Source organism: Mesorhizobium sp. M8A.F.Ca.ET.208.01.1.1 (assembly GCF_004791315.1).
Taxonomy (GTDB): domain Bacteria; phylum Pseudomonadota; class Alphaproteobacteria; order Rhizobiales; family Rhizobiaceae; genus Mesorhizobium.
The window spans coordinates 1,112,770-1,126,472 of sequence record NZ_SRUT01000001.1 but is presented as its reverse complement, the minus strand read 5'-3'; the positions used below and the strand labels follow the sequence as shown (position 1 = coordinate 1,126,472).

12 protein-coding genes are annotated in these 13,703 nt (G+C 62.8%); 10 read left to right on the top strand and 2 right to left on the bottom strand.

Features of this window, described 5'->3' with window-relative positions:
• Window position 1 precedes the first annotated feature (1 nt).
• From lpdA to EN851_RS05560, 4 genes are all read left to right on the top strand, one after another.
• Window positions 2-1,447 (top strand): dihydrolipoyl dehydrogenase, encoded by a 1,446-nt coding sequence (gene lpdA / locus EN851_RS05575; protein ID WP_135928745.1) that lies wholly within the window; start codon window positions 2-4, stop codon window positions 1,445-1,447.
• Between the two features lie 99 nt (window positions 1,448-1,546).
• The gene (locus EN851_RS05570; protein WP_027142753.1) at window positions 1,547-1,804 is read left to right on the top strand and encodes a GlsB/YeaQ/YmgE family stress response membrane protein; all 258 of its coding nucleotides are present in this window, start codon (window positions 1,547-1,549) and stop codon (window positions 1,802-1,804) included.
• 137 nt (window positions 1,805-1,941) lie between these two features.
• A complete protein-coding gene (gene lipA / locus EN851_RS05565) occupies window positions 1,942-2,907 on the top strand; it encodes a lipoyl synthase (protein ID WP_127872368.1) in 966 nt (321 codons plus the stop codon).
• Window positions 2,908-2,943: 36 nt separating this feature from the next.
• Window positions 2,944-3,402, top strand: a complete 459-nt coding sequence (locus tag EN851_RS05560) for a type II toxin-antitoxin system RatA family toxin (RefSeq protein WP_135928744.1) — start codon at window positions 2,944-2,946, stop codon at window positions 3,400-3,402.
• Here EN851_RS05560 and EN851_RS05555 read toward each other — a convergent pair.
• Together EN851_RS05555 and EN851_RS05550 are read right to left on the bottom strand one after the other, a co-directional pair.
• A complete protein-coding gene (locus tag EN851_RS05555; RefSeq protein WP_135928743.1) occupies window positions 3,378-3,887 on the bottom strand; it encodes a CinA family protein in 510 nt (169 codons plus the stop codon). The genes EN851_RS05560 and EN851_RS05555 overlap by 25 nt on opposite strands.
• On the bottom strand, window positions 3,884-5,113 hold the full coding sequence (locus tag EN851_RS05550) for a bifunctional 2-C-methyl-D-erythritol 4-phosphate cytidylyltransferase/2-C-methyl-D-erythritol 2,4-cyclodiphosphate synthase (RefSeq protein ID WP_135928742.1): 1,230 nt from the start codon (window positions 5,111-5,113) through the stop codon (window positions 3,884-3,886). Before EN851_RS05550 ends, EN851_RS05555 begins: the two co-directional genes overlap by 4 nt.
• Window positions 5,114-5,254: 141 nt before the next feature.
• Between EN851_RS05550 and dusB the strand changes: the two genes are divergently transcribed.
• The 6 genes from dusB to EN851_RS05520 all read left to right on the top strand — a co-directional run bounded on the left by dusB (window position 5,255) and on the right by EN851_RS05520 (window position 13,605).
• Complete coding sequence (gene dusB, locus EN851_RS05545; RefSeq protein ID WP_135917930.1) at window positions 5,255-6,283, top strand: tRNA dihydrouridine synthase DusB; 1,029 nt, start codon at window positions 5,255-5,257, stop codon at window positions 6,281-6,283.
• Window positions 6,280-7,422 (top strand): nitrogen regulation protein NR(II), encoded by a 1,143-nt coding sequence (locus EN851_RS05540; RefSeq protein WP_135917931.1) that lies wholly within the window; start codon window positions 6,280-6,282, stop codon window positions 7,420-7,422. Before dusB ends, EN851_RS05540 begins: the two co-directional genes overlap by 4 nt.
• On the top strand, window positions 7,419-8,879 hold the full coding sequence (ntrC, locus tag EN851_RS05535; protein ID WP_027142746.1) for a nitrogen regulation protein NR(I): 1,461 nt from the start codon (window positions 7,419-7,421) through the stop codon (window positions 8,877-8,879). Before EN851_RS05540 ends, ntrC begins: the two co-directional genes overlap by 4 nt.
• A gap of 129 nt (window positions 8,880-9,008) precedes the next feature.
• Complete coding sequence (locus EN851_RS05530; RefSeq protein WP_167531435.1) at window positions 9,009-11,294, top strand: PAS domain-containing sensor histidine kinase; 2,286 nt, start codon at window positions 9,009-9,011, stop codon at window positions 11,292-11,294.
• The gene (locus tag EN851_RS05525; RefSeq protein WP_015317919.1) at window positions 11,284-12,645 is read left to right on the top strand and encodes a sigma-54 dependent transcriptional regulator; all 1,362 of its coding nucleotides are present in this window, start codon (window positions 11,284-11,286) and stop codon (window positions 12,643-12,645) included. Before EN851_RS05530 ends, EN851_RS05525 begins: the two co-directional genes overlap by 11 nt.
• A 96-nt stretch (window positions 12,646-12,741) precedes the next feature.
• On the top strand, window positions 12,742-13,605 hold the full coding sequence (locus tag EN851_RS05520; RefSeq protein WP_127279996.1) for a D-amino-acid transaminase: 864 nt from the start codon (window positions 12,742-12,744) through the stop codon (window positions 13,603-13,605).
• The last annotated feature ends 98 nt before the right edge of the window (window positions 13,606-13,703 follow it).

The following is a 13,703-nucleotide window of genomic DNA, read 5'->3' as shown; positions in this document are numbered from 1 at the left end:
CGTGGCTGAGAACTACGACGTCATCATCATCGGCTCCGGTCCCGGCGGCTATGTCACCGCGGTCCGTTCCGCCCAGCTCGGCTTCAAGACGGCGATCGTCGAGCGCGAACATCTCGGCGGCATCTGCCTCAACTGGGGCTGCATTCCAACCAAGGCGCTGCTGCGGTCGGCCGAGATTATGCACTATTCGGATCACCTGAAGGATTATGGCCTGAAGCTCGACGGCAAGGTCAGCGCCGACACCGCGGCCGTGGTCGATCGGTCGCGGAAAGTGTCGCTCAGGCTCAATGGCGGCGTCGCCTTCCTGATGAAGAAGAACAAGGTCGATGTCATCTGGGGCGAGGCCAAGTTGTCGAAGCCCGGCGAAATCGTTGTTTCCAAGACGGCCAAGAAGCCGATGGAACCGCAGCCGCCGGTGCCGAAAGGCGTCAAGGGTGACGGCACCTATACCGCCAAGCACATCATCCTGGCGACCGGCGCCCGGCCGCGCGCGCTGCCCGGCATCGAACCGGACGGCAAGCTGATCTGGACGTACTTTGAAGCCATGGTGCCGAAGGAGATGCCGAAGTCGCTGCTGGTGATGGGTTCGGGCGCCATTGGCATCGAATTCGCCTCCTTCTACCGCACCATGGGCGCCGAGGTGACGGTGGTCGAACTGCTGCCGGCGGTCATGCCGGTCGAGGACGCCGAAGTCTCGAAATTCGCGCAAAAGCAGTTCGAGAAGCAAGGCATGAAGATCATCCTCGAGGCCAAGGTGACCAAGGTCGAGAAGGGGGCGAACTCCGTCACCGCGCATGTCGAGATGAAGGACGGCAAGGTCGAGAAGATATCAGCCGATCGCATGATTTCGGCCGTCGGCGTCCAGGGCAATATCGAGAATCTCGGCCTTGAGGCCCTCGGCGTCAAGACCGAGCGCGGCTGCGTCGTCATCGACGGTTATGGCAAGACCAATGTGCCCGGCATCTACGCCATCGGCGATGTCGCCGGTCCCCCGATGCTTGCCCACAAGGCCGAGCATGAGGGCGTCGTGTGTATCGAAAAGATCGCCAATTTTCCCGGTGTTCACGCGACGGACAAGCTCAAGATTCCCGGCTGCACCTATTGCAACCCGCAGGTTGCCTCGGTTGGCCTGACGGAAGCGAAAGCAAAGGCCGAGGGCCGGGATATTCGCGTCGGCCGCTTCCAGTTCGCCGCTAACGGCAAGGCCATCGCGCTTGGCGAGGACCAGGGCTTCATCAAGACCATCTTCGACAAGAAGACCGGTCAGTTGCTCGGCGCGCATATGGTCGGCGCCGAAGTCACCGAATTGATCCAGGGCTTTGTCGTGGCGATGAACCTTGAAACGACCGAGGAAGAGCTGATGCACACGATCTTCCCGCATCCGACGCTGTCGGAGATGATGAAGGAAAGCGTGCTCGACGCCTATGGTCGCGCCTTGAACGCATGATAGATTCGCCGCAGGAGACTCAGCTTCGAAGGCCGCGAGATCGCGACGGCGAGGCAGTTCGTTTCCGGATGCATTTTTACGCGCGCAAGGAGAAGGCATATGCACCTGAACGGCGTGGGCTGGATCGCAGCCATCATCATCGGCGGCCTGGCAGGCTGGCTCGCCGAAATGGTCATGAAGAGCAACACCGGCATATTCATGAACATTATCATGGGCATCGTTGGCGCGGTGGTGCTGAATGCCATCCTACAGGCGCTCAACATCGGCGTGTTCGGCGTCGGCTGGACCGCCTATCTGATCACCGGCTTCATCGGTGCCTGCCTGCTGATCTGGGTCGGTCGCCTGGTGCGCCGCTAGTCGATATCCTTCCCGGCTATGCGAAAACGGTTGTGGCGGCATGCGCCTCCGCAGCCTTTTTCTTTGTGTTGAAAAGTCCTAGATGACGTAAACGTGACGATCGCCGACGGGCGGTCGCGAGAAAAGCCAGGGTTCAGATGGTCACTGTCCTCGACACGATCGCCAACGCGCCGCGGCTGCGGCATCCCGAGAAAGCGCACAAGCCCGACCAGGAGGTGTTGCGCAAGCCGGACTGGATCCGCGTCAAGGCGCCGGTATCGAAAGGCTATGCCGAGACACGCGAGATCGTCAAATCCCACAAGCTGGTGACTGTATGCGAAGAGGCCGGTTGCCCGAACATCGGTGAGTGCTGGGAAAAGAAGCACGCCACCTTCATGATCATGGGCGAGATCTGCACGCGCGCCTGCGCCTTCTGCAATGTCGCCACTGGCATTCCGACCGCGCTCGATCCGGACGAGCCGGCCCGCGTCGCGCATGCCGTCAAGCAGATGGGCCTTACCCATGTCGTCATCACCTCGGTCGACCGCGACGATCTCGCCGATGGCGGCGCGCAGCACTTCGCCGATGTCATCCGTGCGATCCGGGCGGCAACGCCTCTGACGACGATCGAAATCCTGACGCCGGATTTCCTACGTAAGGACGGGGCGCTGGAGATCGTCGTGGCGGCCAGGCCCGACGTCTTCAACCATAATCTCGAAACCGTGCCGTCGAACTATCTGAAGGTCCGGCCAGGCGCCCGTTATTTCCACTCGATCCGGCTGCTGCAGCGGGTCAAGGAACTCGATCCCTCGATCTTCACCAAGTCCGGCATCATGGTGGGACTGGGTGAGGAGCGCAACGAAATCCTGCAGTTGATGGATGATCTGCGTTCGGCCAATGTCGACTTCATGACCATCGGCCAGTATCTGCAGCCGTCGAAGAAGCACCACCCGGTGATCCGCTTCGTCACGCCGGAGGAATTCAAGTCCTTCGAGACGATCGGCAAGACCAAGGGTTTCCTGCTGGTGGCGTCGAGCCCGCTGACGCGCTCGTCGCATCACGCCGGCGACGATTTCGCCAGGCTGCGCGCGGCGCGCGAAGCACAGCTCGCGAAATCGCTCTGATGCGTCTTCGACGCGACGCCCTCTAGAGCCGGGTTCATGCCGAAATTCGAAGCCACCCGCCGCGTTGCTCACACGCCGCAGCAGATGTTCGCGCTGGTCGCCGACATCGAAACCTATCCGCAATTCCTGCCGCTTTGCGAGGCGCTGACGGTCCGCTCGCGCAAGGAACGGGATGGGCGCACCATCCTCGTCGCCGACATGAGCATCGGCTACAAGGCGATCCGTGAGACCTTCACGACCCAGGTGCTGCTGAAGCCCGACGAAAACGCCATCGATGTGAAGTACATCGATGGCCCGTTCAAATATCTGAGCAATGTCTGGCGTTTCGAGCCAGACGGCGCCGGCTGTGCCGTGCGCTTCTTCATTGACTATGAATTCAAGAGCCGCATCCTGGGCGCGCTGATGGGCACGATGTTCGACCGTGCCTTCCGCATGTTCGCCGAGGCTTTCGAAAAGCGCGCCGATGTCATCTACGGCAAGACACCGGCGGCCTGACTCTCGCCAAGCGCCCGCAAGCCAAGCTCGAGTGCATGGTTGACCGTTTCGCGGCGGATGAAGTCGCGACCATTGTCGGCAAACAGCCTTCGTTCAGCCGTCACGGGTTGGCCGTTCACGGCAACGCCGAACCAGACCAGCCCGACTGGCTTTTCCGCAGAACCGCCGCCTGGACCGGCAATGCCGGTGACGGCCAGGGCGAGGCCGGCGCGCGATCGGGCAAGCGCACCGGCTGCCATCTCGATCGCCGTCTCGCGGGACACCGCGCCATGCCTGTTGAGCGTGGTGACGCGAACGCCGAGCATGTCCATCTTGGCCTCATTGGAATAGGTGATGAAGCCGCGATCGACCACGGCGGAGGAGCCGGCAATGTCGGTCAGCGCGGCAATGATCATGCCGCCGGTGCAGCTTTCCGCCGTCGCCAGCATGATGCCGCGCTCGCGGCAGACCTCAAACAGGGCGATTGCCAGTTCGCTGTTGGTCATTCCGGAACCTCGCCGGGAAACACCACGCTGGCTGTGGCGATCGCCGCTATGCCTTCCTCGCGGCCGACAAATCCGAGCTTCTCGTTGGTCGTCGCCTTGACCGAGATGCGGTCGGCGGAAATGCCCAGCATCTGCGAAAGGACTGACGTCATCGCCTCGCGGTGCGGGCCGACGCGCGGTGCTTCGCAGATTAGCGTGATGTCTGCATTGGCGATGCGCCCGCCGCGCTCGCGCACTAGTCTTGCCGCATGTTCGACGAATATCCGCGACGCAGCGCCTTTCCACTGCGGATCGGACGGCGGAAAGTGCGTGCCGATGTCGCCGGCCCCGCAGGTCGCCAGCAACGCGTCGGTCAGGGCGTGCAGGCCGACATCGGCGTCGGAATGGCCCGACAATTTCCTGTCATGCGGGATGGCCACGCCACAGAGCGTGACATGGTCGCCGGGCTCGAAAGCATGGACATCGTAGCCATTGCCGGTGCGGATATCGGGGAAGTGTGCCCGTTCGCTGGAAAGCCGCTGGTGTGCCATGGCGATGTCCCGTGCCCAGGTGAGTTTGACATTGTCCGGCGAGCCGGGAACGAGCTTTACCGGCATTTGCATCCATTCGGCGATCGATGCGTCGTCGGTAAAGTCGGTCTTGCCTCTGTTGTAGGCTTCCTCATGCATCATCATGATCGCGAGGAAGGGAAAGCCTTGCGGCGTTTGCGCCGCGTGCAGCCCGCTCCTGGGGACTGTTTCGCCGACGGTGCCGGTGGCCGATTCGCGTTTCAGCGTGTCGGCGACGGGCAGGGCGGGAAGCGCGCCCTCGCGTTCGCCGATCGCCGCGATGGTGCGGTCGATCAGATCCATGTCGACAAAGGGGCGCGCGGCGTCGTGAATGAGGACCTTGTCGGGCGCGTAGCTTCTCAGCGCCTGCAGCCCGAGCCGAACCGAATCCTGCCGGGTCGCGCCTCCGGCGATTGCCGTCACCCGATCGGCATCGGTGCCCACGGCTTGCCGAAAAAGCTCGCGGTCCTCCGCATGAATGGCCACGACGATCCGGCCGATGAGCGGGTGCGCGAGAAAAATATCGATGACGCGCGCGATGACGGCGCGCCCGCCAATTCGTTGATATTGCTTCGGGCCATCGGTCTGTCCGGCGCGCGCGCCGCGACCGGCCGCGACGATAACCACCGCGACTTTACCACCCGGATCCGAAGCCTGATTTTCAGTTGCGCCAATCATCCAAGTCTGGTCCTAGTCGCGGCCAAGGCCGAAGGCCAGCATTTTCCCAATTGCGCCTCAATGTGGCGTCATTCCGCGTTGCACATTTCTCTCGATCTGGCTAGAGAATGTGCAACGAATGGACATGCTTGGTTTTTGTGCATGGTTAACTTGATCAGATTGGCCGCGCCTCTCGACGTCGGCGGCGTGAGAATCCGCAACCGCGTCTTCCTCGCGCCGATGTCCGGGATTACGGATGAGGCGTTCAGGCAGCGCGCCCATTCGCACGGCGCCGGCCTGGTCGTATCCGAAATGGTTGCCAGCGGCGAACTCGCCAAGGGCAGGGCTGGCTGCGACCTGCGCATACGTCATTCCGGCCTGCCCGTCCATATGGTTCAGCTTGCCGGCCGAGAGGCGATGCATATGGCCGAAGGCGCTCGAATCGCCGCCGGCGAGGGCGCCGACATCATCGACATCAACATGGGCTGCCCGGCCAAGAAGGTCACCGGCGGCTATGCCGGCTCGGCATTGATGCTGGACCTCGACCACGCGCTCTCGCTGATCGAGGCCGTGGTCGGCGCCGTCAAGGTGCCGGTGACGGTCAAAATGCGGCTCGGTTGGGACGAGGCGGCACTCAACGCTCCCGTCCTTGCGCGCCGCGCCGAGCAGGCGGGCGTCAGGATGGTCACGGTCCATGGCCGCACACGCTGCCAGTTCTACCAGGGCAAGGCGGACTGGCGTGCCATCGCTCGCGTCAAGGAGGCCGTTTCCATCCCGGTCGTCGCCAATGGCGATGTCTGCTCCCCGGCTGAAGCCTCGGTCATTCTCGAACAGTCCGGCGCCGACGCGGTGATGGTCGGCCGCGCCCACTATGGCGCGCCGTGGGTCGCCGGCAGCATCGCTACGGCCGCCGCTGGGACATTTTCGCCCGGCGTTCCCGAGACCCGCCAGGCGCTCTCCGACTATATCATTGCTCATTACCAGGACATGCTGGCGCTTTACGGCATCGAGAGCGGCCTGCGCCAGGCGCGCAAGCATCTGGGCTGGTATCTCGATCGACATGCCAGGGGTGTCGCTGGCGACAGTAGAAAAGCGATAATGACCGCGTTCGAACCCGCTCGCGTCATTGCCTTGCTGCGCGATGTGTTTTCGCGCGATCCGCAAACCATGAACCTGCGGAGCGCCGCATGACCGCCACTGCTGGCCAAGGCACCGAAATAGCGGATGCCGCCCAGATCGTGCTGAATACGATCCGTCGCCCGGTGATCATGATCAGCGAGGAAGGGTTCATCATCTTCGCCAACGCCGATGCCGAGGATTTCTTTCGCTCCAGCGCGACCATGCTGGCGCGCAACACCTTGTCCAAACTCATACCTTTCGGCAGCCCGTTGCTGACGCTGGTCGACCAGGTGCGCGAGCGCCGCGCGCCCGTCAACGAATATCGGGTCGACGTCTCGTCACCGCGCCTCGGCATCGAAAAGGTCGTCGATCTCTACGTCGCGCCGGTGCCGGAATTTCCGGGCTCCGTCGTGGTCATGTTCCAGGAGCGGTCGATGGCCGACAAGATCGACCGGCAGATGACGCATCGGGGCGCGGCGCGCTCGGTGACCGGCCTGGCGGCGATGCTGGCGCATGAGATCAAGAACCCGCTGTCCGGTATCAGGGGGGCGGCCCAGCTGCTCGAACTGTCCGCCTCCGATGAGGATCGCGCGCTGACGCGGCTGATCACCGACGAGACGGACCGCATCGTGTCGCTGGTCGATCGAATGGAGGTGTTTTCCGACGAGCGGCCGATCGATCGCTATCCCGTCAACATCCACGTCGTGCTCGATCACGTGAAAGCAATCGCAAAGAACGGTTTCGCGAAGAAAATCAAGATATTGGAGGACTATGATCCATCATTGCCTCCAGTGTTCGCCAATCGCGATCAACTGATCCAGGTGTTCCTCAACCTGGTCAAGAACGCCGCCGAGGCGATCGGTAGCGATCCCCAGGGCGAGATCGTGCTGTCCACCGCCTTCCGGCCCGGCATTCGCGTTTCGGTTCCCGGCACGCAGGACCGCGTATCGCTGCCGCTGGAGTTCTGCGTGCGCGACAATGGTTCGGGCGTCTCGGAAGACATCCTCCCGATCCTGTTCGATCCCTTCATCACCACCAAGCCGAACGGCTCGGGGCTGGGGCTGGCGCTGGTCGCCAAGATCGTCGGTGAACATGGCGGCATCATCGAGTGCGATTCGACGCCGCGCGCAACGACGTTCCGGGTGCTGATGCCGGCCTGGAAGGAAACGGCGCTAGGCGCCGATCAAGACGGCGAAGGAGATCGCAAATGACCGTTCGCGGCAACATTCTCGTCGCCGATGACGATGCGGCGATCCGCACCGTGCTCAATCAGGCCCTGTCGCGTGTCGGTCACGAGGTGCGCGTCACCTCCAACGCCTCGACCCTGTGGCGCTGGGTGGCGGCTGGCGAGGGTGATCTCGTCATCACCGACGTCGTGATGCCGGACGAGAACGCCTTCGACATGCTGCCGCGCATCAAGAAGGCGCGGCCGGAACTGCCTGTCATCGTCATGAGCGCCCAGAACACCTTCATGACGGCGATCCGCGCTTCCGAAACCGGTGCCTACGAATATCTGCCGAAGCCTTTCGACCTGACCGAACTCCTCAACATCGTCAACCGCGCGCTGTCCGAGCCCCGGCGCCCCAAGATCGATGCGCGGCAGGAAGAGCAGCCCGAAACGATGCCGCTGGTCGGCCGTTCGGCGGCCATGCAGGACATCTACCGCATGCTGGCGCGCATGATGCAGACCGACCTGACGGTGATGATCTCGGGCGAATCGGGCACCGGCAAGGAACTGGTGGCGCGCGCGCTGCATGAATATGGACGCCGTCGTGGCGGTCCATTCGTTGCCATCAACATGGCGGCGATCCCGCGCGATCTCATCGAATCGGAATTGTTCGGCCACGAGAAGGGCGCCTTCACCGGCGCGCAGAACCGCTCGACCGGCCGCTTCGAGCAGGCAGAGGGCGGCACGCTGTTCCTCGACGAGATCGGCGACATGCCGATGGAGGCGCAGACGCGCCTGCTGCGCGTCCTGCAGCAGGGCGAGTACACGACGGTCGGCGGCCGCACGCCGATCAAGACCGATGTGCGCATCGTTGCCGCAACCAACAAGGACCTGCGCACGCTGATCAACCAGGGCCTCTTCCGCGAGGACCTCTTCTACCGTCTCAACGTCGTGCCGCTCAGGTTGCCGGCGCTGCGCGAACGCTCCGAGGATGTGCCCGACCTGGTGCGCCATTTCTTCAAGCTTGGCGAGATGGAGGGGCTGCAGACCAAGCGCATCTCTTCCGGCGGCATCGAGCTGATGAAGCGCTATCCCTGGCCAGGCAATGTGCGCGAGCTGGAAAACCTCGTTCGCAGGCTCGCCGCGCTGTATTCGCAGGACGAGATCTCCGCCGAGATCATCGAGGCGGAACTCAAGACAGGCGAGCGCCCGGTGGTACCGGGCGCCGGCAACCTCATTCCCGACGATCTTTCCATCGGCCAGGCGGTGGAGCACTTCCTGCAGCGCTATTTCGCCTCCTTTGCAGGCGAATTGCCGCCCGCCGGTCTCTACGAGCGCATTCTGTCCGAGGTCGAATATCCCTTGGTGCTGGCTTCGATGACGGCAACCCGCGGCAACCAGATCAAGGCCGCGGAGCTTTTGGGCCTCAACCGCAATACCCTGCGCAAGAAGATTCGCGAGTTGGGCGTCAACGTCTACAAGTCCTCCCGCCAGACCTGAGCCCGCGCCAAGCACACGATCTTTTCAGGGGACCGAACGGGGAAAGAGTCCCGCTGCTGTCACACTTGTTGCATAATCGCCACAATGCATTGCATAGATCCGACGCAATCACTGGCTCTAGACGGCGACATGGCTCCGCAGGCACCTGTACTCAACAAACCGCTTTTCAGCGAACCTGGCGCGCGCGACGGGCGCCGGCTGCTGGCGCTGCCCGGCGTGGTGGCGGTCGTCGGTGCCCTGGTCATGGCGGCTATCTCGTTCGCCATCCTGGTCGGAGCGACGCCGATTGCGCCTGACGCCAAGACGACCTGGGCGCTGATCGCGCTCAACGCCGCCTTCGTGCTCGTTCTCATCGCGTTGGTCGGGCGGGAGGTGCATCGCATCGTCATGGCGCGCCGCCATGGCAAGGCGGCTTCTCGGCTGCATGTGCGCATCGTTGCCATGTTCGCGCTGGTTGCCGCCATTCCCGCCATCATGGTGGCGATCATCGCCTCGATAACGCTCGATATCGGCCTTGATCGCTGGTTCGAGATTCGCACCAAGACGATCGTCAATTCTTCACTGTCGATCGCCGACGCCTATGTGCAGGAGAACGCCCGCAATCTGCAGGGCACGACGCTGTCGATGGCCTATGATCTCGATTCGTCCCGCACGCTCTACGGCCTCGATCGCACCGGCTTTCTCGACCTCATGAACAAGGAAGCCGTGGGCCGCTCGTTGGCGCATGCCGCGCTGATCAAGCCCGACGGCTCCTTCGTCATGAGCGCCAAGACCGATGCCGATTTCGCCATGCCGGAACCGCCGGAAGGAGCGGTTGCCACCGCCACAGACGGCAAGCCGGTGCTGATCGAGCCGCGCACGCGCAACATCATGGGCGCCATCGTCAAGCTGCGGGAGATCGAGGGCCTCTATCTCTACACAATCCGACTTGTCGACCCCGAGGTGATCAAGGCGCGGCAGATCGTCAGGTCCAACACCGACGAGTATCGCAATCTCGAGGATAACAGGCGCACCTCGCAAGTGGCATTTGCGCTGCCCTATTTGTCACTCACCTTGATCATCATCCTGTCGGCGATCTGGACCGGCATCGCTGTTGCCGACCGGCTGGTGCGGCCAATCCGTCAGCTGATCGGCGCTGCCGACGAAGTCGCGACCGGCAATCTCGACGTTGCGGTGCCGGTGCGGCCATCCGATGGCGATGTCGCCTCGCTTGGCGATACGTTCAACAAGATGCTGCTGGAGCTCAAATCACAGCGCAACGAGATTCTGTCGGCGAAGGACCTGATCGACGAGAGGCGGCGTTTTTCCGAAGCCGTGCTTGCCGGTGTCACCGCCGGCGTCATTGGCGTCGACCCTTACGGCATCATCACCATCGTCAACCGTTCTGCCGAATCGATGCTGGCCATTTCCGCCAGCGCGGCGCTCGGGCAAAACCTTTCCGCGGTCCTCCCGCATGTCGGCCGTGTCTTCGAGATCGGCCGCAAGTCCGGCAAACCTGTCTATCGCGAGCAGGTGACTTTCTATCGAGCCGGCGCCGAGCGGACCTTTAACGTGCAGGTCACCATCGAGGCAGGCGATGACGGCTCGGAGGAAAAATCCTATGTCGTGACGGTGGACGACATCACCGATCTGGTTCAGGCCCAGCGTTCGTCCGCCTGGGCAGATGTGGCGCGGCGCATCGCCCACGAGATCAAGAACCCGCTGACCCCGATCCAGCTTTCCGCCGAGCGTATCAAGCGCCGCTACGGCAAGGTCATCACCGAAGACCGCGAAGTTTTCGACCAGTGTACCGACACCATCATCCGGCAGGTGGAGGACATCGGCCGCATGGTCGACGAGTTCTCGGCCTTCGCGCGCATGCCAAAGCCCGAGATGAAAGCCATCGACCTGCGCGAATCGCTGCGCGAGGCCTCTTTCCTGGTCGAAGTCAGCCGTGCCGACATCACCTTCGAGCGGATATTCGGCAACGAACCGCTCAAGGGCACTTTCGACAGCCGGTTGATGGCTCAGGCCTTCGGCAATGTGATCAAGAATGCCGCCGAGGCGATCGACGGGCTGGAACAGAAGGACGGTTCGCACGGCATAATCCGGATTCAAGCCGGCCGCCAGAATGGCGCGATTCGCATCGACGTCATCGACAATGGCAAAGGCCTGCCGCGCGAGAATCGCCAACGCTTGCTGGAGCCCTATATGACCACACGTGAAAAGGGCACTGGGCTTGGTCTCGCTATCGTCAAGAAGATCGTGGAGGACCATGGCGGCAGGCTGGAACTCCATGACGCGCCCGCGGATTTCCATGGCGGGCGCGGCGCGATGATCAGCATCGTCCTGCCGCCCGCGACCGGCGCGCCGCCGCGCGGCGAAAGCAGGGCGGACCACGAAAGAGAAACTGAAAAGGTCGGTAATGGCGTCTGATATTCTCATCGTCGATGACGAGGAAGACATCCGTGAACTCGTCGCGGGCATCCTGAGTGACGAGGGTCATGAAACCCGTACGGCATTCGATGCCGACAGCGCCCTGGCGGCCATCGCCGATCGAGCGCCGAGGCTGATCTTCCTGGACATCTGGCTGCAGGGTTCGCGCCTGGACGGGTTGGCGTTGCTCGACGAGATCAAGACCATGCACCCCAACCTGCCCGTGGTGATGATTTCAGGCCATGGCAACATCGAAACGGCGGTTTCCGCCATCCGTCGCGGCGCTTATGACTTCATCGAGAAGCCGTTCAAGGCCGACAGGCTGATCCTCATTGCCGAACGCGCGCTCGAGACCTCGAAATTGCGCCGCGAGGTTTCCGACCTCAAGCTGCGCAGCGGCGAGACCTTCGACCTGATCGGCATGTCGTCGGCGATGAGCCAGTTGCGCCAGACCATCGAGCGCGTCGCGCCGACCAACAGCCGCGTGATGATCGTTGGCCCCTCCGGTTCGGGCAAGGAACTGGCGGCGCGCGCCATCCATACGCTGTCGACCCGCAAGGGCGGGCCGTTCGTGACGCTGAGCGCCGCCAACATCACGCCCGAGCGCATGGAGATCGAATTGTTCGGCACCGAATCGAACGGGGTCGAGCGCAAGGTGGGAGCGTTGGAGGAGGCCCATCGCGGCATTCTCTACATCGACGAAGTGGCCGACATGCCACGCGAGACGCAGAACAAGATCTTGCGCGTGCTGGTCGAACAGCAGTTCGAGCGGGTGGGCGGCACGAAGCGGGTCAAGGTCGATGTCCGCATCATTTCCTCGACCTCGCAGAACCTGGAGGCAATGATCGCCGACGGGCGTTTCCGCGAGGATCTTTACCACCGGCTCGCCGTGGTTCCGGTCATGGTGCCGGGGCTGGCCGAGCGGCGCGAGGACATCCCCTATCTCGTCGACAATTTCATGAAGCAGATCGCCCGCCAGGCCGGCATCAAGCCGCGCCGTATCGGCGATGACGCGCTGGCCGTGCTGCAGGCGCACAACTGGCCGGGCAACGTGCGCCAGCTGCGCAACAATGTCGAGCGGCTGATGATCCTGGCGCGCGGCGAGGACGTCGACGCGCCGATCACCGCCGATCTGCTGCCGTCCGAAATCGGCGACGTCATGCCGCGCACGCCGAACCAGTCGGACCAGCACATCATGGCGCTGCCGCTGCGCGAGGCGCGCGAACAGTTCGAAAAGGACTATCTGATCGCCCAGATCAACCGTTTCGGTGGCAACATTTCGAAGACGGCCGAGTTCATCGGCATGGAGCGTTCCGCCTTGCATCGCAAGCTGAAGTCGCTGGGCGTCTGACGCGGCGTCCATCAGCCGCGCCTGGGCCAAGCATTTGCCGGTTACGGCGGCGGCGGAATCGCATAAGAAAGCCCGAGAATTTTCCAGGGGTCGCCAATGCCGCGCATTGCCTATGTCAACGGGCGCTACGTCGCTCATGCTGACGCTTCCGTGCATATCGAGGATCGCGGCTATCAGTTCGCCGACGGCGTCTACGAGGTCTGCGAGGTGGCGCGCGGCTTCATCGTCGACATGCCGCGCCACCTTGCCCGCCTGAACCGCTCGCTGACCGAGCTGTCGATCGCCTGGCCGGTGACACGCAATGTGTTGCCGCTGATCCTGCGCGAGGTGGTCAACCGCAATCATGTCGTCGACGGTCTGGTCTATGTTCAGGTGACGCGCGGTGTCGCTAGCCGCGATTTCGTTTTTCCGTCGGCGGACACGAAGCCGGCTTTGGTGGTGACAGCCAGGAAGGCGGATCCTGCCGCCGGCACGAAACGAGCCGAGACCGGTATCGCGGTCATTACCGTGCCGGAGAACCGCTGGGACCGTGTCGACATCAAGACCGTCGGGCTGCTGCCCAATGTATTGGCCAAGCAGAAGGCCAAGGAATCCGGCGCCCAGGAAGCCTGGTTCGTGGACACGGATGGCAATGTCAAGGAAGGCGGCTCGTCGAATGCCTGGATCGTTACCAGGGACGGCGTTCTGGTCACCAGGCCGGCCGAACATGGCATTCTGCGCGGCATCACGCGCACCACCATGTTCGAAGTCGCGGCAAAGCTCGGCCTGAAGATCGAGGAGCGTGGATTTTCCGTCGCCGAGGCCAAGGCGGCTCGCGAAGCATTCATCAGTTCGGCGACGACTATTGCCATGCCAATCGTGGCCATTGACGGTGATCCCATAGCCAATGGACACCCCGGCTCAATAACACTTTCGTTGCGGCAAGCCTTTTTTGACATTGCGGAAAAAAGTCCAGCCTGATAACCGCACAGGTGGAATGAACATCAATATATCTCGTTCTGCTTGTCGTTACTGACGGCAAGAGGGTGTTTGCGCGCTTGACATGTGCCCGCTAATTT

Coding starts and splice junctions, on each gene's coding strand:
- EN851_RS05570 (WP_027142753.1), top strand. CDS start 1,547: ATGCACCTGAACGGCGTGGGCTGGATCGCAGCCATCATCATCGGCGGC.
- lipA (WP_127872368.1), top strand. CDS start 1,942: ATGGTCACTGTCCTCGACACGATCGCCAACGCGCCGCGGCTGCGGCAT.
- EN851_RS05560 (WP_135928744.1), top strand. CDS start 2,944: ATGCCGAAATTCGAAGCCACCCGCCGCGTTGCTCACACGCCGCAGCAG.
- EN851_RS05555 (WP_135928743.1), bottom strand. CDS start 3,887: ATGACCAACAGCGAACTGGCAATCGCCCTGTTTGAGGTCTGCCGCGAG.
- EN851_RS05550 (WP_135928742.1), bottom strand. CDS start 5,113: ATGATTGGCGCAACTGAAAATCAGGCTTCGGATCCGGGTGGTAAAGTC.
- dusB (WP_135917930.1), top strand. CDS start 5,255: ATGGTTAACTTGATCAGATTGGCCGCGCCTCTCGACGTCGGCGGCGTG.
- EN851_RS05540 (WP_135917931.1), top strand. CDS start 6,280: ATGACCGCCACTGCTGGCCAAGGCACCGAAATAGCGGATGCCGCCCAG.
- ntrC (WP_027142746.1), top strand. CDS start 7,419: ATGACCGTTCGCGGCAACATTCTCGTCGCCGATGACGATGCGGCGATC.
- EN851_RS05530 (WP_167531435.1), top strand. CDS start 9,009: ATGGCTCCGCAGGCACCTGTACTCAACAAACCGCTTTTCAGCGAACCT.
- EN851_RS05525 (WP_015317919.1), top strand. CDS start 11,284: ATGGCGTCTGATATTCTCATCGTCGATGACGAGGAAGACATCCGTGAA.
- EN851_RS05520 (WP_127279996.1), top strand. CDS start 12,742: ATGCCGCGCATTGCCTATGTCAACGGGCGCTACGTCGCTCATGCTGAC.